This window comes from Streptomyces sp. NPDC020845 (genome assembly GCF_044334165.1).
Classification (GTDB): domain Bacteria; phylum Actinomycetota; class Actinomycetes; order Streptomycetales; family Streptomycetaceae; genus Streptomyces.
On sequence record NZ_JBIRSJ010000019.1, the window covers coordinates 47,466 to 64,346 of the forward strand.

12 protein-coding genes are annotated in these 16,881 nt (G+C 71.7%); 5 read left to right on the forward strand and 7 right to left on the reverse strand.

Annotation, left to right across the window (positions count from 1 at the left end; all coding sequences use genetic code 11):
- Window positions 1-7 precede the first annotated feature (7 nt).
- The gene (locus tag ACH4U7_RS41210; protein WP_398532915.1) at window positions 8-2,872 is read right to left on the reverse strand and encodes an AfsR/SARP family transcriptional regulator; all 2,865 of its coding nucleotides are present in this window, start codon (window positions 2,870-2,872) and stop codon (window positions 8-10) included.
- A 195-nt stretch (window positions 2,873-3,067) separates the two neighbouring features.
- Between ACH4U7_RS41210 and ACH4U7_RS41215 the strand changes: the two genes are divergently transcribed.
- Complete coding sequence (locus ACH4U7_RS41215; protein ID WP_398532916.1) at window positions 3,068-4,507, forward strand: tol-pal system YbgF family protein; 1,440 nt, start codon at window positions 3,068-3,070, stop codon at window positions 4,505-4,507.
- Window positions 4,508-4,563: 56 nt separating this feature from the next.
- On the opposite strand, the gene ACH4U7_RS41220 is transcribed toward ACH4U7_RS41215, so the two are convergent.
- Complete coding sequence (locus ACH4U7_RS41220) at window positions 4,564-5,271, reverse strand: response regulator (protein WP_398532917.1); 708 nt, start codon at window positions 5,269-5,271, stop codon at window positions 4,564-4,566.
- Window positions 5,268-6,128 (reverse strand): sensor histidine kinase, encoded by an 861-nt coding sequence (locus ACH4U7_RS41225; protein WP_398532918.1) that lies wholly within the window; start codon window positions 6,126-6,128, stop codon window positions 5,268-5,270. Before ACH4U7_RS41225 ends, ACH4U7_RS41220 begins: the two co-directional genes overlap by 4 nt.
- Window positions 6,129-6,265: 137 nt before the next feature.
- Here ACH4U7_RS41225 and ACH4U7_RS41230 point away from each other — a divergent pair, with 137 nt between their 5' ends.
- Both ACH4U7_RS41230 and ACH4U7_RS41235 read left to right on the forward strand, forming a co-directional pair.
- On the forward strand, window positions 6,266-6,973 hold the full coding sequence (locus ACH4U7_RS41230; RefSeq protein ID WP_398532919.1) for an ABC transporter ATP-binding protein: 708 nt from the start codon (window positions 6,266-6,268) through the stop codon (window positions 6,971-6,973).
- Window positions 6,970-9,258: an ABC transporter permease gene (locus tag ACH4U7_RS41235; RefSeq protein ID WP_398532920.1), complete on the forward strand. Its 2,289-nt coding sequence runs from the start codon at window positions 6,970-6,972 to the stop codon at window positions 9,256-9,258. Before ACH4U7_RS41230 ends, ACH4U7_RS41235 begins: the two co-directional genes overlap by 4 nt.
- A gap of 86 nt (window positions 9,259-9,344) precedes the next feature.
- Here the strand turns inward: ACH4U7_RS41235 and argG are convergent, their stop codons facing one another.
- Window positions 9,345-10,796, reverse strand: coding sequence for an argininosuccinate synthase (gene argG, locus ACH4U7_RS41240; protein ID WP_398532921.1), 1,452 nt, complete (start codon window positions 10,794-10,796; stop codon window positions 9,345-9,347).
- 43 nt (window positions 10,797-10,839) lie between these two features.
- The gene (locus ACH4U7_RS41245; RefSeq protein ID WP_398532922.1) at window positions 10,840-11,259 is read right to left on the reverse strand and encodes a hypothetical protein; all 420 of its coding nucleotides are present in this window, start codon (window positions 11,257-11,259) and stop codon (window positions 10,840-10,842) included.
- Window positions 11,260-11,265: 6 nt separating this feature from the next.
- Here ACH4U7_RS41245 and ACH4U7_RS41250 point away from each other — a divergent pair, with 6 nt between their 5' ends.
- Window positions 11,266-11,826: a hypothetical protein gene (locus ACH4U7_RS41250; protein ID WP_398533046.1), complete on the forward strand. Its 561-nt coding sequence runs from the start codon at window positions 11,266-11,268 to the stop codon at window positions 11,824-11,826.
- An 817-nt stretch (window positions 11,827-12,643) separates the two neighbouring features.
- Here ACH4U7_RS41250 and ACH4U7_RS41255 read toward each other — a convergent pair.
- Window positions 12,644-13,336 (reverse strand): TetR/AcrR family transcriptional regulator, encoded by a 693-nt coding sequence (locus tag ACH4U7_RS41255; RefSeq protein ID WP_398532923.1) that lies wholly within the window; start codon window positions 13,334-13,336, stop codon window positions 12,644-12,646.
- Between the two features lie 53 nt (window positions 13,337-13,389).
- Here ACH4U7_RS41255 and ACH4U7_RS41260 point away from each other — a divergent pair, with 53 nt between their 5' ends.
- Window positions 13,390-14,508: an FAD-dependent oxidoreductase gene (locus tag ACH4U7_RS41260; protein ID WP_398532924.1), complete on the forward strand. Its 1,119-nt coding sequence runs from the start codon at window positions 13,390-13,392 to the stop codon at window positions 14,506-14,508.
- Between the two features lie 65 nt (window positions 14,509-14,573).
- Here ACH4U7_RS41260 and ACH4U7_RS41265 read toward each other — a convergent pair whose 3' ends face one another.
- Window positions 14,574-16,799, reverse strand: a complete 2,226-nt coding sequence (locus ACH4U7_RS41265; protein ID WP_398532925.1) for a family 43 glycosylhydrolase — start codon at window positions 16,797-16,799, stop codon at window positions 14,574-14,576.
- Window positions 16,800-16,881: the final 82 nt, after the last annotated feature.

Sequence of the window (16,881 nt, forward strand, 5' to 3'; positions counted from 1 at the left end):
CGTCCGGTCACCCCCGGTGCGCCTCGCCGCCCGGGGCCAGGCGCGCGCTCACCTTCCCGGCGTCGGGGTGTTCCAGCCCGTTGAGCAGCGACAATGCCTCCCGCCAGGCGGCCCGGGCGGCTTCGGAGTCGCCCAGCGCGCTGTGCACGTCCCCGAGGTCGGTCAGCGTCTGGGCCTCCATATAGGGCACGCCCAGCTCCTGGTACAGCTCGAGGGCGTTGCCGTACCCGCCGAGGGCGCGCGTATGGCGGCCGACCTGCTGATGGATGTAGCCGATGCTGTGCCAGGCCGCGGCCTCGCCGTAGCGGTCTCCGTACTCCCGCAGCACCGGCAGCGCCGTGCGGCAGTGGCTGAACGCGAGGTCGTACTCGCCGAGCAGGGCGTGGTACCAGGCCACCGAGGCCAGCACGCTCGCCCACGCGGGCCGGTCCTTCGTCGACCGCAACAGCTCCAGCGCCTGCTGGTTGTGGCGCAGGGCACCGCGGAGATCGCCCAGTTGCTCGGCGGTCCAGCCGAGACTGCGGTGGGTGTTGCCCCGCCCGATGTCGTCGCCGAGCTCCGTGAAGAGGCGCAGGGCGCGTTCGAGATGTGTACGGGTCTCGTCATGCCGGCCGAGGCGGCCCTCGACGCGGGCGAGGGCCCGCAGGGCGCGGGCCTCCATGGCGGGCAGGCCCGTCCGCAGGGCGGCTCCCAGGGCGGCGCGCTGGACCGTGGCCCAGTCGTGCCAGTGGCCCCGGCGGTCGAAGAATGCCTCCAGGGCCCAGGCCAACTGGCAGGCGTGGGTGTCGAATCCGTTGCGCACCGCGACGTCCACCGCCAGCAGCAGCGCCGGGTACTCGGCGGTGAGCCAGTCGAGTGCCCGCTCGGCGGAGGAGAAGGTCTCGAGAGTCACCCCGGGCCGCGGCGGCGCGGGAGGGATCGGGTCCAGGTGCGGGGCGAGCAGCAGATCCGCGGCGTGGGCGGCGTGTGCATAGTGGTCGAGCAGCCGGTGGAGGGCCGCCCGGCGCTCGTCCTGCGAATCCTGGGCCCGCGCCAGCTCCCGGGAGTAGGCGCGCAGCAGGTCGTGCAGGACGTACCGGCCCGGAGCGTGTTCGCTGATCAGCTGCACCTGGCTGAGCTCGGTCAGCAACGGCCATGTCTCGCGCAGCGGAAGGCCGACCAGACTGGCCGCCGCCGCGGCGGAGATGTCAGGGCCGGCCTGCAGGCCGAGCACCCGGAACAGCCGGGCGGCGGCGGGGGAGATGGCGCGGCAGGACCAGGAGAACACGGCGCCGACATCGGTGGACACCTCACCGCCCGCGAACCCCTCGAGGCTTTCCCGGGTCTCCCGCAGCTCGTCGGCCACGACCGACAGCGGAACGTCGGGACTCAGCGCCACGCGGGCGGCGACGCAGGCCAGGGCCAGCGGCAGCCCGGCGCACCGTTCTGCGATCTCCGCGATGGCTCCCGGGGCATCCGACACCCGGTCGTCCCCGAGCCGACGGGCCAGGAACTCACGGGCCTCGTCCACATCGAGCGGCCGCAGGCTCAGCGCATGGGCGCCGTACGCTGCCAGCAGCCCCTGCATCTGGTTGCGGCTGGTGACGATCGTGAGACAGCCGGGCGAGCCGGGCAGCAGTGGCCGTACCTGGTCCGTGCCTGCGGCGTTGTCCAGCAGCACCAGGACCCGGCGCCCGGCCAGCAGGCTGCGGTAGAGCGCGGCCTGGGCGTCCATGCCGTTCGGGATGTGCTGCGGCGGCACACCCAGGGCGTCGAGAAAGCCGCGTACGGCCTCCCCGGGGGTCATGGCGGGCCCCGTCGGGTCGAATCCGCGCAGGTTGACGTAGAGCTGCCCGTCGGGGAAACGGTCGGCGACCTGATGGGCCCAGTGCACGGCCAGGGTGGTCTTGCCGATTCCGGCCATGCCGCCGATGGCGCTGATCAGCACCGTGGAGGTGTCCTGCCCCGCCCCCGGCAACCGGGCCAGCACCTCCGCCATTTCCGTTCTGCGGCCGGTGAACACCGGCAGGTCGGGCGGGAGCTGGGCGGGACTGGGGGCGGTGTAGCCGGTGCGCCCGGACGGCCCGTCAGGGGCGGGCCCGCCTGCCGGAGGCGCCGCCTCCCGGGGCTTACGCCCGGCCGCCACCGCCTGAGCAGCCAGCAGCTCCGCGCCGGGCGATATGCCCAGTTCGTCGGTGAGGCGTATGCGGGCCCCCTCGTACACCTCAAGCGCCTCGGACCGGTGTCCGGCCGCCGTCAGGGCGAGCACCAGCCGGGACAGCAGCGGCTCGTCCAGCGGGCTCGCGGCGGCGGCCGCCCGCAGCGCCGGCAGCACCAGGTCGGCCGCGTCGGCGCTCAGGGCCAGATCGGCCGACTCCTTGACCGCCGCCAGGTGTTCCCGGTCCAGCGCCGCGAGCAGCGGGTGGCCGCGCACCTCGGCGGCGATCCCCGAGGCGGCGGGCCCTTGCCACAGCGCCAGCGCCTCGACGCTCAGCGCCACGGCCCGCCCGGCCGCCCCCTCCGCCGCGGCCCGCCGGGCCGTCTCCCGCAGGGTCCGGAAGCGCAGCAGGTCCAGGGAGTCGTTGTCGACCTCCAGACGGTAGCCACCGGCACCGCGCAGCAGCCAACGGCCCGCCGCCCGCGTGGGCAGCTCCGGCTCCAGCAGCCGGCGCACCGCGCCCACATGCCGGTGGATCACATTGGCGGCGCTGTCCGGCGGGTCCTCGCTCCACAGGGCGTCGATCAGGTCGCCCATCGAGACCGTCCGCCCGGCCCCTGCCAGCAGCAGTGCCAGCATCGCCCTGCGCTGAGGGCGCCCCAGGTCGAGTTCGCTCTCCCCACGCCAGGCCCTGACCGGGCCCAGGAGCGCGAACCGCACGGGACCCTGTGACAACTCACCCTCCGAGATCTGATCGCCGCCCCCTTCACGATCACTCTAAGTGGTGAGTCGACCGCGGCCGAATCCACGGCCCCACGGTGTACGGGCCGGGAGCCGCGTCCGCCGGGACCGGTCCCGGGAGCGGGGGCGCACGATGCGATGGCCCGCCATGTGGGGCTCGCACGTTTCGTGAGAGGAAGAGACCAGGAGATGGCTGACCCGACGTACGCCGCCGTGCCGGAGCCCGCGCCACCCGGGGGCCGGGCACCCGACCCGCTGACCGGCGCCCTCGGCAACGCGTCCCTGCTCGGCGTCGGCTACCTGCTGCTGGGGCGGCGCAGGCTCGCCGTCGCCGCCGCGGTGGTGACCGTCGTCCTCGTCTCCGTCCTGGTCTCGGTCGCCCGGCCGTGGTGCGAGATCGTGGTGGTCGTATGGTGGGTGGCCGGCATCGCGCACGGGTGGCTCCTGGCGCGGGGCCGCGGCGGGCCTGGTGTGCAGGGCGGCCGGGCCGTACGTACGCGGCGTCTGGTGGCGCTCGGCGTTACGGCTCCGGTGCTGCTGGCCGCCGGGTTCCTGCGGTTCGACACCTCCAGGATCGAGCGGAGCGTGACCGAGGCCCGGGAAAGCGGCGACTGCGCACGGGTGTTGGCCGCGCAGGGCGAGGTGTGGACCGGCCACCGCATAGCCGGCGCCCCGCTGGCCGCCCGCGGCGACAAGACCGTCAAGGCGTGCCACCGGCTACGGGCCGCCAAGGCGGATCTGACCACCGGGCTGACCGGGGACACCGGCGCCCTGAAGGCGGGCTTCGACACGCTCTCCTCGGTCCTCGCACAGCCCGGCAACGGGAAGACGGTCGACGCGGTGCTGGACGGATTCCTCGGCGGTCTGCCCACCAAGAACCCCTGCCGCACCGTCACGGTCACCGACTGGCTCCGCCACCGCCGGCCCACCCACAACGCGCTGGACCGGTCCGCCGACACCGCGAAGCGGGCCGCACCCGCGGCGCTGGTCGGATGCGGCGACGACCTCATGGCTGGCAAGGACTGGAAGAAGGCGCGCGACCGCTATCGGCAACTCCTCGACCAGTACCCGGGCGACGGACTCGCGGCCAAGGCCCGCGGCGGGGTCAGGCGGGCCACGCTGACCATCGAGCTGGGACACGTCCGCGACCTGCTCGACGGGTCGACGGACACACAACCCGACTACTGTTCCCGACCGGCCAAGTACAGCGGCGCCGCCCCCTACGGCAAGGGAACCAACCGCGCGCTGTTCTACGGGAACGACGCGTACACGAACAAGCTCCCGGGCGCGTGGCGGACCACCGACGCCGCCCACGCGGTGCTGGTGGTCTGCGCGGACGAGGAGGACTACGGGACGTCCGTCCGGACGTGTCCGTACGAGAACAAGTCCTTCCCCAACTTCCCCACGGATGTGACATTCCACAAGATCGCGATTCCGGTGAAGGTCTACGAGCTGCGGACCGGAAAGCTCGTGGCCGACCGCTCGGTGGAGATCAGCGGAACGAGCTGCCCCAGGAAGCTGACGTACACCACCTACAGGCCCACCGACCTCGGCCCGCCGTCGAAGGTGTACGTCAAGGCGTCCAAGGCCGATGTGCGCGCCGGCTTCCGGTCGCTGATCCACCGGTGACCGGGCCCTTCACCGACCCCTTCACCGACCCCTTCACCGCCCCGTTCACCGGGCCTTCACCGGGTCGGGGAGCCGCCCGCACCCGGGTCACCCGCTCTGACCAGCCCCGTCTCGTACGCGAGCACGACGGCCTGGGCGCGGTCGCGGAGGGCCAGCTTGGCGAAGATCCGGGCCACATGGGACTTCACCGTGGCCTCGCTCAGGGTCAGCTCGGCGGCCAGCTCCGCGTTGGACAGGCCACGCCCAAGCAAGCCAAGGACCTCCAGCTCACGGGGTGTGAGGGCCGCGAGGTCGGCGTGTTGGGCAGGGGCGGGGGCGGACGGTGAGGCGAAGCGCTCCACCAGCCGCCGGGTGATGGACGGGGCCAGCAGGGCATCGCCCGTGTCCACCAGCCGTACGGCCGCCGCCAGGTGTTCCGGGGTGACGTCCTTCAGCAGAAAGCCGCTGGCCCCGACGGACAGCGCCGTATACACATAGTGGTCCAGGTCGAAAGTGGTCAGCATCAGCACCCGGCAGTCCGGGGTCTGGCGCAGGATGCGGCGAGTGGCCTCAAGGCCGTCCATGGTCGGCATACGGATGTCCATCAGCACCACGTCCGGCCGCAGTTCGCGCGCCGCCGCCACCGCTTCCGCGCCGTCGGCCGCCTCGCCCACCACCTCGATGCCGCGGGCGGTGAGGATCAGCCGGAAGCCGGTCCTGATCAGTGTCTGGTCGTCGGCGATGAGCACGCGCGGAGCCCGCTCGTCCGCGGGCGCCGCCGTCATGGCCGGTCCAGGGGGATTCGCGCCCGGACCCGGTAGCCGCCGCCGAGGCGGCGCCGGGCGTCCAGGTCTCCGCCGTACACCGCGACCCGTTCCCGCAGGCCCAGCAGTCCGCGGCCGGTGCCCTCCCGCTGCCGCGGTGTCGGCTGTGCCGGCGCACCGCCGGTCAGCACGCTGGGGCCGGTGTTGAGCACCTCCACGCGCAGCGCGTGATCGGCGTAGCGCACGGTCACCTCGGCCTTGCCGGCGCCGTCGCCGTGTCTGAGCGCGTTGGTCAGGGCCTCCTGGATGATGCGGTAGGCGGTCACATCGACCCCCTGGGGCAGCGGGCGCGGCTCGCCGGAGACGCGCACCTCGACGGGCAGCCCGGCGAAGGAGATCCGGTCGACGAGCGGGCCCAGCCGGTCAAGGCCCGGCTGCGGTGCCAGCTCCGCCGCGCCGCCGCCGGCCGTGCCCGGCCCCTGGTCGGTGTCCTCGCCGCTGGGCGACGGCGCCAACAGCCCCAGCAGATGCCGCAGATCGGTCATCGCGCCACGCCCCGCGTCCTCGACGGCCCGCAGGGCCGCCGTGGCCTCGTCCGGCATGGTGCCCAGCACCTCGCGGGCGGCCCCGGCCTGGACCACCATGAGGCTGACGTTATGGCTGACGATGTCGTGCAACTCCCGGGCGATACGGTCCCGCTCGGCCTCGATCGCGGCGCGCGCGGCGCTCTCCCGCTCCCGCTCCAGCAGCCATCCGCGCTCTCCCACGGCCGTCTGCCACCGGCGCCGCGTACGCACCAGCGCCACCGCCAGCCACAGGGCGGCGACCGACACCACCCCTACCGCCGCCACCAGCGCCTTTGTCTCCCACTCCCACACGGGGCCACTGTGGCAGACCGCCCCGGGATCCGCATCAGCCTGTGGATGCAGGCCCTGCATCCCGGGGATGAGGCGGGCGGGAAGGTGCCATCCGGGGAGGGATGTTCGGGCCGGGCTCCCCGTTTAGCGTCCTGTGCATGTTCACTGAGCACAGCAGCGCAGAGGTCGTCGTACGGCTCGATGGCGTACGCAAGGAATACGGGGAGACGACGGCGCTGGACGGCGTGTCCCTGGAGATCCGGGCCGGGGAGGCGGTCGCGGTGATGGGGCCCTCGGGGTGCGGTAAGTCCACCCTGCTCAACATGATCGCCGGTTTGGACCGTCCGACGGACGGCACGGTCACCGTGCACGGCGAGAGCGTGGGGGAGCTGAGCGAGAAGGGTCTCGCCCTGTACCGGCGGCGCCGCATCGGCATGGTCTTCCAGTTCTTCAACCTTGTCGACGACCTGTCGGCGCTCGACAACGTCGCCCTGGCCGCGCAGCTGACCGGCACCCCCGCCCGGCAGGCCCGCCGCCGCGCGCTGGAACTCTTCGAGGAACTGGGCATCGAGGACCGCGCCCGGGCCTATCCGGCGGTGCTCAGCGGCGGCGAGCGGCAGCGGGTCGCGGTGGCCCGGGCGCTGATGAACCGCCCCGCCCTGCTGCTGGCCGACGAGCCGACCGGTGCCCTGGACAGCCGGGCCGGCGAGCAGGTGATGGATCTGCTGCTGGACCTCAACCAGATCGGCCAGACGCTGATCATGGTGACGCACGACGAGCACCTGGCGCGGCGCTGCGCCAGCCGGCTGGTCCTCCTCGCCGACGGCCGGGTGACCGGCGAACACACCCTGGAGGCCTCCGCATGAGGGCCGTGTGGCGGGCGGCGTGCGCGGCCGTACGGCGGCGCAGGCTCCAGACGATCGTCATCCTGCTGGTCACCCTGGTCTCCACCGGGGCGATGGTGATCGCGCTCGGCCTGGTCGACTCGGCCTCGTCTCCCTTCGAGCGGACCTTCGGCAAGCAGCGCGGCCCGCATGTGATCGCCGCCTTCGATTCCGCCAAGGTGTCCGACAGACAGTTGGCGCGGGCAGCCCGGCGGCCCGGAGTCGAGGCAGCCGCCGGGCCGTTCGCCCAGGCGACGGTCGATGTACCGAGGGGAGCGGGGCAGTACGGTCTCGGCGGCCGGGTCACGGTCGTGGGCCGCTCCGGACCCGGGGGCCCGGTGGACCGGGTGGATCTCTGGGCGGGCCGTTGGGCCACCCGGCCGGGCGAGATCGTCCTGAACCGGCAGTCGGACTGGACCGCACGCGACCTGGGCAAGCGGATCCGGCTGCCGTCGGGGCCGACGCTCACCATCGTCGGGTTCGCCTTCGAACTCAGCGGTGCGGCGGACGCCTGGGTCGCGCCCGACCAGATCACGGCCCTGCACCCGACCGCCGCCCAGATGCTCTTCCGCTTCACCGACGCGTCGTCGGACGCCCGGCTGCGCGCGCAACTGGCCACGGTGACCCAAGGGCTGCCGAAACACGCCCTGACCGCTTCGGAGTCGTATCTCACCCTCAAGCACCAGACGGCCGGCCCAGCCCGGCTCTATGCCACCTATCTGCTGGCCTTCGGTGTCCTCGGCATCGCGGTGGCGGTGCTCATCGTGGCCAACGTGGTCAGCGGCGCCGTTATTTCGGGCTTCCGGCACATCGGGGTCCTCAAGTCCCTCGGGTTCACACCGGGTCAGGTGGTCGCCGTCTACCTGACCATGGTCTCCCTGCCCGCCGTCGTCGGCTGTGCGCTCGGCACCGCTGTCGGCAACGTGGTATCGCGTCCGTTCTTCCGGTTCGTGTTCACCGGCCCCGACTCCGGGGTGTTCCGAGACGACGTCGGCGTCCCGCCCTGGGTGAACGCGCTCGCCCTGCTCGGCATGCCCGTCGTCTGCGCCCTCGCCGCGCTGCTTCCCGCGGTGCGCGCACACCGGCTCTCAGCCGCGCGGGCGATCAGCGCGGGCAGCGCCCCGCGCGCGGGACGGGCGCTCGGCGTCCAGCGCCGGCTGGCGGGCAGCAGGCTGCCCCGGTCGGTGAGCCTGGGGGTGGGCCTGCCCTTCGCCCGGCCGGGCCGCAGCGGCCTGACGCTCGCCGCCGTGCTCCTCGGGGTGACCACGGTGACGTTCGCGACCGGTCTGGCCACCACGATGACCCGGTTCGCGACCGCGGGACAGGACGCCTACCAGGTCTCGGTGTACGCGAGCAATGTCAGGCACAGCGACAGGGAACTCGAGTCCCTGCTGCGCTCGCTGCCGGGCGCGCGCGAGGTCACCGCCGCCTCGCTGACCGATGTGCGCATGGCCGGTTCGGCGCGCAACGTCATGTTCGGGGCGCGCCGGGGCGACCGTCCCCAGCTGGACAGCGTGCTCACCAAGGGCCGGTGGCCACGTGGAACGGGCGAGGTCGCGGCGAGTTCGGCCTTCCTGCGCCGGCACGGCCTGCGGATCGGCGATCACCTCACCCTGGAGAAGGGCGATCGCCGGGAGGTGGAGGTCGTCGTCGGTGAGGTCATGGAGCAGAACAACCAGCTGGTCATCGGCGACTGGTCGACGATGATGGCCCTGTTCCCCCGGGAGGTGCCGTTCGAGTACCACATCAAGCTCCAGGACGGCGCGGACGCGGACGCCTACGCGCGGGCGGTCGAGGCCGCCGACTCCGGAACCGACCTGGAACTGAACAGCCCGGACCCCGCCGCCCAGGCCATCAACGGCTCCGCGGCGGCCCTCACCCTGTTGCTGGCCGTCGTCGCCTCGCTCGGTGTTTTCAACACGGTCGTCCTCAACACCCACGACCGCCGCCGCGACCTGGGCATGCTCAAGTCCATCGGCATGACGCCACGCCAGGTGACGGTGATGATGGTGACGTCGATGGCGTTGCTCGGCGCGCTCGGCTCCTTGCTCGGCATCCCGCTGGGGATCGCGGGCTACGACCTGGTGGTGCCGCGGATGGCGGACGCGGTGGACATCGCCCTGCCCTCGTACATGACCGACGTCTGGCACCCCCCGGCCCTGGCCGGCCTGGCCCTGGCGGGCCTGGTGATCGGGGTCCTGGGCGCCCTGATCCCGGCGCGGCGCGCGGCTCGGCTGACGATCGCGGAGGTGCTGCACAACGAGTAGCGCCTCGCCATACGGAACGCGGCGGCCCTCGTCCGGATCGGAACCGGGCGAGGGCCGCCGCGTGATGCGTAGGTGACCAGGGGCCGTCAGTCGGCGCCGAACTCCATCGCCGCGCGGTCGAGCAGCTGGTCGTCGCTGGAGACCTGGCCGTCGGAGGAGGCGATCGCCTCGGACGCGCCCTTCGGCATCGCGCCGATCAGCCCGGTCGAGGCCGCCTGCGCGGCGCCGATCAGCGCCGGGTGGGAGTTGCCGACCATCCCGAGCCCCGCGTACTGCTCGAGCTTGGCGCGGGAGTCCGCGATGTCGAGGTTGCGCATGGTCAGCTGGCCGATCCGGTCCACAGGACCGAAGGCGGAGTCCTCGGTCCGCTCCATGGAGAGCTTGTCCGGGTGGTAGCTGAACGCCGGCCCGGAGGTGTCCAGGATGGAGTAGTCCTCACCGCGCCGCAGCCGCAGGGTCACCTCGCCGGTGATCGCCGCGCCGACCCAGCGCTGCAGCGACTCGCGCACCATCAGCGCCTGCGGGTCCAGCCAGCGGCCCTCGTACATCAGCCTGCCGAGCCGTCGGCCCTCGGTGTGGTAGGTGGCGACGGTGTCCTCGTTGTGGATCGCGTTGACCAGCCGCTCGTACGCCGTGTGCAGCAGCGCCATGCCCGGCGCCTCGTAGATGCCGCGGCTCTTGGCCTCGATGACACGGTTCTCGATCTGGTCGGACATGCCCAGGCCGTGCCGGCCGCCGATGGCGTTGGCCTCCAGCACCAGATCGACGGCGGAGGCGAACTCCTTGCCGTTGATCGTCACCGGCCGGCCCTGCTCGAAGCCGATCGTGACGTCCTCGGCCGCTATGTCGATGGTCGGGTCCCAGAACCGCACGCCCATGATCGGCTCGACGAGCTCGATGCCGGCGTCAAGGTGCTCGAGAGCCTTGGCCTCGTGCGTCGCGCCCCAGATGTTCGCGTCGGTGGAGTAGGCCTTCTCCGTGCTGTCCCGGTAGGGCAGGCCGTGGGCGACCAGCCACTCCGACATCTCCTTGCGGCCGCCGAGCTCGCTGACGAAGTCGGCGTCCAGCCACGGCTTGTAGATCCGCAGGGAGGGGTTGGCCAGCAGACCGTAGCGGTAGAACCGCTCGATGTCGTTGCCCTTGAAGGTGGAGCCGTCGCCCCAGATCTGGACATCGTCCTCGAGCATCGCGCGCACCAGCAGGGTGCCGGTGACGGCCCGCCCGAGCGGGGTGGTGTTGAAGTAGCTGCGGCCACCGGACCGGATGTGGAACGCCCCGCAGGCCAGGGCCGCGAGACCCTCCTCCACGAGGGCCGCCCGGCAGTCGACCAGCCGGGCGACCTCCGCGCCGTAGGCCGTGGCGCGGCCGGGCACCGAGGCGATGTCGGGCTCGTCGTACTGGCCGATGTCAGCGGTGTAGGTGCAGGGCACCGCACCCTTGTCGCGCATCCACGCGACGGCTACCGAGGTGTCGAGGCCACCGGAGAAGGCGATCCCGACGCGCTCGCCGACAGGCAGGGAGGTGAGAACTTTGGACACGGCAGAAGTATGCATGACCCCGCATGATCATGCAAGCGCCGATTTACGACCCGCCCCGGGCCGCCACCGCGATCGCGACAGCCCAGCCGATGTACCCCAGGTTGACCACCAGCCGCGCCGCCACCCCGAGCGGCCTCAGCAGCAGCTGGGGGTGTCCACGGCGCGTCTGCCGCAGGGCGTCGAGATGGCAGACCGGATAGCCGGTGATCAGACCGGCGGCGGCCCACGCCCCGGCCGCACGGCTGCCCGGCGCCAGCACCAGCAGGCCGATGACGATCTCGGCCACCCCGGAGGCCGCCACGAGCGGTCCGGCGCGGCCCAGCCAGGACGGCACCAGGGATCGGAAGCAGCCGGGGGCCGCGAAGTGCGCGACGCCGACCGCCATGAGGAACACCGACAGAACGACGGCGGAGGCGGTGCCGGAGAAAGAGGTGCCGGAGAAAGAGCTGACGGTAGGGTCCATGGCGCGATGATCCGACCACCCCGCACCTGGAGTCCTGAACAAAACGATCGCCGCGTCGTGTTCGCCGTCGGCGATCGCGCGACGCTGTTCACCGAGTCGGCCGCGTTCCAGGTGACCCGCCATGGCCCCCCGGTCTGGAAGGTGGTGCTGCCGATCGGCGGTCACGCCTTGATCCGGCCCGAGGGAGGCCGCACCGTCGCGGCGCCTGGGCTGCTCGTGCCCCCTCGGCTCGTCCACACCTGCGCGGCCACCTCCGCGTACGCCGCGCTGTTCATCGAACCGTGGCTGATACCGCCGGGCCCGGGCCCTGTACGGCTCGACGTCGGCACGGTGCGCCGGCTGCTCGCGGCGCTGGGGCCGGTCGGCGTCTGCGGTCCGGCCGCCGCGCCGCACCCGGACGCGGCGTACGACGAGCTCGTCGCCCTGACCGGCAGGCCACTCGCGCTCGATACGCGCGTGACGCACGCCCTGCGGGAGACGGCGGACGCCGGGGTGGCGAGGTCATCGCCGAGGGCACCCCGGAACAGCTCGCGGCCCACCCGCGCTCGCACACCGGGCGGTTCCTGAGCGGACCGCTGAAGCCGGAATGAGCGCGCGAGGCTATGGGCCGTCGCCGACCTCAGCTACTTCCACGGGGCCCATGTGCTCACCCCCCGAAGAATTCGGGATGGCTCTTCACAAAGCCCTCCACGCTCGTCGGTTGCCGGCCGAGGATCGTGCTGACAGCCGCCGGATCACCGGCCAGTAGTACGTCGAGCGGTCGCCGCCCGCGCAGGTGGTTCCGGCCCGGGCCAGGCTCTCGTTGGCTCGTTGCGCCCGCAGTCCTCCGTGAAGGATCCCGTCGAGGCGTCCGGCCCGGCTGCCGGGACGACGGCCGGAGAAACGGCGGTGATCTCGACATAGCGGTCGGCCGACGGCCCCGTACGGTTCGGAGCCGCACGGCCGGCGGCGAAGACCACCCCCACGGCGACGATCACGGACAGACAGAGCGTCACGGTGAGAACCACCGGCACCGGCCGGGACCTTGGACGGAGGTGTCGCAGCCACACGGGAGCAGGGTCCCAGCACTTGCCCGGCCCCATCAAGGCTGGGGTCGAGCCGGAACGGAACCCCCACCTCGCCGTTGCGGACCAGCGCGCCCTGCCTGGCCGGCGGGCGCAGCTGCCTGCGCACGTTCGCCGGGGGGTCAACCCAGTCGTCGGCGTAGTACGAACCGCCGAATTTCCGCCAGTCAGCCGTCGGGTGGGTCGTCGACACCAGCAGCCACCCGCCCGGATGCAAGAGTCACGCTACCGTCGATTCCGACTACCTCGGCATCACCGCCAGGAGTTCGGCCGCGTAGTGCCCGGCCCCGCGGCCGACGTCGTCCGGCAAGAGCTGAGCGTCACGCCGGCGGCCGGGTGAGTTTGGCGGCCACGGCGTCGAGGACCCAGTCCAGGCCGGTCGCGAAGGATGTCTCGGCGTCCACGTCCGTGCCGTCGTACACGGCCTTGGCCAGCGCCGGGAAGCGGCCCGTGGCCAGCATTCTCGTCACATGCGGGCCGGAGGCGCGCTGCCAGTCGCGCTTGGACAGGCCCGTGGCGCGCTCGGCCCGCAGGTCCGCGATCTCGCGCCTGATCGCGCCGGTGAAGTAGGCGCTGACAGTCCCCACGGCGCGCATGACGGTGTCGATGTCGGCGAGGCCGTCGAGGGCGGCCAGCGTGGCCTCGGTCACGGCGAGGCCGTTCGGGCCCAGGGTCGGGCGGCCGCCGAGCAGGTCGGCCAGCCATTCGTGGCGGAGAGCGGCCTGCCTGGTGCGGTGGGCGAGGATGCGCAGCGCCTCCCGCCAGTCCTCGGGCTGCTCCTCGGGGAGGATCTCGGCGTAGACCTCGTCCACCATGAGGTCGAACAGCTCCTCCTTGGTGGAGATGTATCCGTACAGCCGCATCGGGCCGGCGTTCAGCCGGGCGGCGACCTTGCGCAACGACGCCGCCTCCAGCCCGCCCTCGTCGGCCAGCGCGATGGCGGCGGCGACGATCCGCTGCCGGTCGAGCGGCACGGGGCGAGTCGGCGGCTCCGGCCGGTCCCACACAGTCATGGCCACATCGTACTGTTGCGATGCATCGTCGCGTAGCAATACAGTGTATCGACATGAGACACCGAATCGCCGTGGTCGGGAGCGGCCCTGCCGGCCTTACCTTCGCCCGCGTCCTGCGCCGCCATGATTACCCCGTCACCGTCCTCGAACGCGATCCCGCCCCCGACGCCCGCCCCCCGGGCGGCACGCTGGACCTGCGCGAAGGGCTGGGCCAGCTCGCGCTGGACAAGGCGGGGCTGCTGGCGGAGTTCCAAGCGCTGTCTCGTCCCGAGGGGCAGGCCATGCGCATCCTGGACCCGGACGGGACCGTCCTGCGCGACTGGCGACCCCGTCCAGATGAGCGGGCCAATCCCGAGATCGACCGCGGGCAACTCCGTGACCTGCTGCTCGGCCCTCTCGACGTCCGGTGGGGGCGGGCCGTGACGCAGGTGGTGCCGGGGACCCGGGATGGCGTACTGGTCCATTTCGCGGACGGGCGACAGGAGACGTTCGACCTCGTAGTCGGCGCGGACGGCGCCTGGTCCCGGGTCCGCCCGGCAGTCTCGTCGGTGACGCCGCACTACACCGGCATCACCTTGGTCGAGACCTCCCTGGACGACGTCGACACCCGCCACCCCGACCTCGCCCGGTTGATCGGCGACGGTTCCGTGGCTGTGTACGGCGTGAACCGAGCGCTCGTCGCCCAGCGCAACAGCGGCGGCCACGTCAAGGTGTATGCCCAGTTCCGCGCGCCGCTGGACTGGCACACGGACCTGGACCTGGACGACGTCGAGGCCGTGCGATCGAGCCTGCTGGCTCTGTTCGACGGCTGGGCCGCTCCCGTCCTCGACCTCCTCCGCCACGGCACCGCTTTCGCCCACCGCCCCCTCTACGTCCTGCCGGTGTCCCACACCTGGGCCCATGTCTCCGGGGTGACGCTACTGGGCGACGCCGCCCATCTGATGCCCCCATTGGGGGCGGGCGCGAACCTCGCGATGCTGGAAGGCGCCGAACTCGCCGAGTCCATCGCCACCGGCTCTCGAGATCTGGACGAGGCCGTCCGCGCTTTCGAGGAACGGATGTGGGCGCGGGCCGGCAGGTGGGCGAAGATGACGACGGCCGGTCTGGAGCGCCTTGTGAGCCCGGACCCCGCCGAAGCCCTCGCCCTCTTCGACGAAGTCCAGCCATCCTGACTGCCAAGCGCGAGAACACCCGCACTGGCAGCCCGTCAGATCCGTCCGTGTGTCCGCAACCCCGGTCAGCGCCGGTGGACCGGGGCGATGGACTCCAGGGTCGGCACCACCGGCTTGATCGTTCCGTCGGCCGCGAACTCCATGCGGTCGATGGTGGTCTCGCGGTGTGTGCCGTCGCCGCCCGCCTTCCCGGGGCCGTTCACGGCGAACCGGTGGTAGGCGATGTACCAGTCGTCCGTACCGGGGACGTTCACCACCGAGTGGTGGCCCGTGCCCTTGATCCCGTACTCGGCGCGCTTGGAGAGGACCGTGCCCCGCTTGGTCCACGGGCCGAGCGGTGTCGTACCGGTGGCGTAGGCGACGTGGTAGTCCTCGCTGCGGGTGTCGTCCTCGGACCACATGAGGTAGTACGTGCCCTTGCGCTTGACGACGAAGGAGCCCTCCCGGAAGTTGTCCGGGGTGAACTTCCGCACCTTCGACGCGTCGAAGGACGTCATATCGGCGTTCAGCGGCACCCCGTACGCCTGGCCGTTGCCCCAGTACAGATACGCCTGGCCGTCATCGTCCGTGAACACCGCGGGGTCGATCATCTGGCCCGCGAACTGGCCCTTGGCCACCAGCGGTTTGCCCAGCGCGTCCTTGAAGGGGCCGCCGGGGGAGTCGGCCACCGCGACGCCGATCTGCTGTTCGGCGCAGAAGTAGAAGTAGTACTTGCCGTCCCGCTCGGCCACCGCGGGCGCCCACGCGTTGTTGTCCGCCCAGCTCACATCGGGGCCGAGAGCCAGGATCACCCCGTGGTTCTCCCAGTGGACCAGGTCCTTCGACGAGTACGCCGTGAACTTGGTCCCGCTCCAGCTACGGAAGCCGTCGGTCGTCGGGTAGATCCAGTAGCGGCCGTCGAAGTACTGGATGTCCGGGTCGGCGTTGAGCCCGGGCAGCACCGGGCTGCGCATCGGCACGGCCTCGACGGTCCAGGTGCGGGTCGTCCCGTCGGCGGTCTTCAGCGTGTACGTCCGGGCCTTGCGGAAGTCGCGCCGGGTGCCGGAGGCCGGGCTGAGGGTGGCGCCGGCCGGGAGCGCGAAGCGGGGCGCGAGACGGCTGAGATCGGCTTTCGGGTCCATCGGCAGCACGACTTTGTTGCTCGCCTCGGTGACGATCGCGTACCCCTTCTGGCCCTTGGCCGTGACGTCGGCGAGCGAGTCGGCGGACGCCGGGTAGGCGCCCAGCAGCCGGTCGTACTCCTCCTGCGTCACCGGGAGTACGGTGCCGTGCCGGGGGCTGGCGGGCAGTTGGTAGTTCTCGGACGGCGTCCACTTGCCCGAGCCGAGGTCGGTGGTCTCGAACGGGATGTAGCCGCGGCCGCCGAACTCGTCGATGAACAGATACCACTTGTCCTCGGTGTTCGACTTGAAGATCGTCGGCCCCTCGCCGCGGTCGATCGCGCCCTTGCCGATGCAGTCGGCGACGAAGTCGTACGAGGTGTCCGTCAGCGAGGTGGACTTCTCGGCCGTGATGAACTTCGAACAGGGCGTGCCGGAGGACGGGTCGCGCTCGTCCTTGGTGAACCGGTAGTACGTGCCCTTGTCCTTGATGACGGTGGAGTCGATGACCGAGTAGCCGGGGTCGTTCCACACCTTGGGCGCGCTGAAGCTGCGGAAGTCCTTGGTCGTCGCGTACAGCATCTTGTTGTACGTGTTGCCGGTGTGGTTCGGGTCGTCGTCGGCGTAGAGCTTCGAGGCCCAGAAGACCACGTACTCGCCGAGATCCTCGTCGTAGTACGCCTCGGGTGCCCAGGTGTTGCCCGCGGTGTCGGGCGAGACCTTGACGAGGCGCTGGTCGGTCCAGTGGACCAGGTCGGTCGACTCCCACACCATGATCGATTTACTGCCGGTGCGCTGCACCTGGTCCCAGGTGCCGCTGGAGTTCTGATACATCCGCAGATCGGTGGCGATCAGATAGAACTTGTCACCCTTGGGGGAGCGGATGACGAACGGGTCGCGCAGCCCCTTCTCGCCGAGGCTGGAGGTGAGGACGGGCTTGCCGGCGTTCAGTTCGCGCCAGTGCAGCGGGTCGTTGCCGCGGCTGAGGGCCATCCGTATCTGTTCGCCGTCGGCGGTGCCCTCGCCGGTGAAGTAGGTGAAGAGATAGCCGGCGTACTTGGGTCTTGGCTGCGCCTCCGATGGTGCTTCGCGGTTCTGTGCGGGACTGGGCGATGCGGCCAGGAGGCTCACCACCATCGTGAACAGGACGAGCAGCGGCAGGAGGAAGGTTCGGGCTGCGCGGGACGCCATGAAACATCCTGTGGGAGTCTGATGGATTCTGTTGGACTGCTGGCCCGAAGTGTGGTCAGTTGAACCCTGCACGTCAATGGGT

Coding starts and splice junctions, on each gene's coding strand:
- ACH4U7_RS41235 (WP_398532920.1), top strand. CDS start 6,970: ATGAGGGCCGTGTGGCGGGCGGCGTGCGCGGCCGTACGGCGGCGCAGG.
- ACH4U7_RS41220 (WP_398532917.1), bottom strand. CDS start 5,271: ATGACGGCGGCGCCCGCGGACGAGCGGGCTCCGCGCGTGCTCATCGCC.
- ACH4U7_RS41250 (WP_398533046.1), top strand. CDS start 11,266: ATGATCCGACCACCCCGCACCTGGAGTCCTGAACAAAACGATCGCCGC.
- ACH4U7_RS41260 (WP_398532924.1), top strand. CDS start 13,390: ATGAGACACCGAATCGCCGTGGTCGGGAGCGGCCCTGCCGGCCTTACC.
- ACH4U7_RS41245 (WP_398532922.1), bottom strand. CDS start 11,259: ATGGACCCTACCGTCAGCTCTTTCTCCGGCACCTCTTTCTCCGGCACC.
- ACH4U7_RS41255 (WP_398532923.1), bottom strand. CDS start 13,336: ATGACTGTGTGGGACCGGCCGGAGCCGCCGACTCGCCCCGTGCCGCTC.
- ACH4U7_RS41230 (WP_398532919.1), top strand. CDS start 6,266: ATGTTCACTGAGCACAGCAGCGCAGAGGTCGTCGTACGGCTCGATGGC.
- ACH4U7_RS41215 (WP_398532916.1), top strand. CDS start 3,068: ATGGCTGACCCGACGTACGCCGCCGTGCCGGAGCCCGCGCCACCCGGG.
- ACH4U7_RS41265 (WP_398532925.1), bottom strand. CDS start 16,799: ATGGCGTCCCGCGCAGCCCGAACCTTCCTCCTGCCGCTGCTCGTCCTG.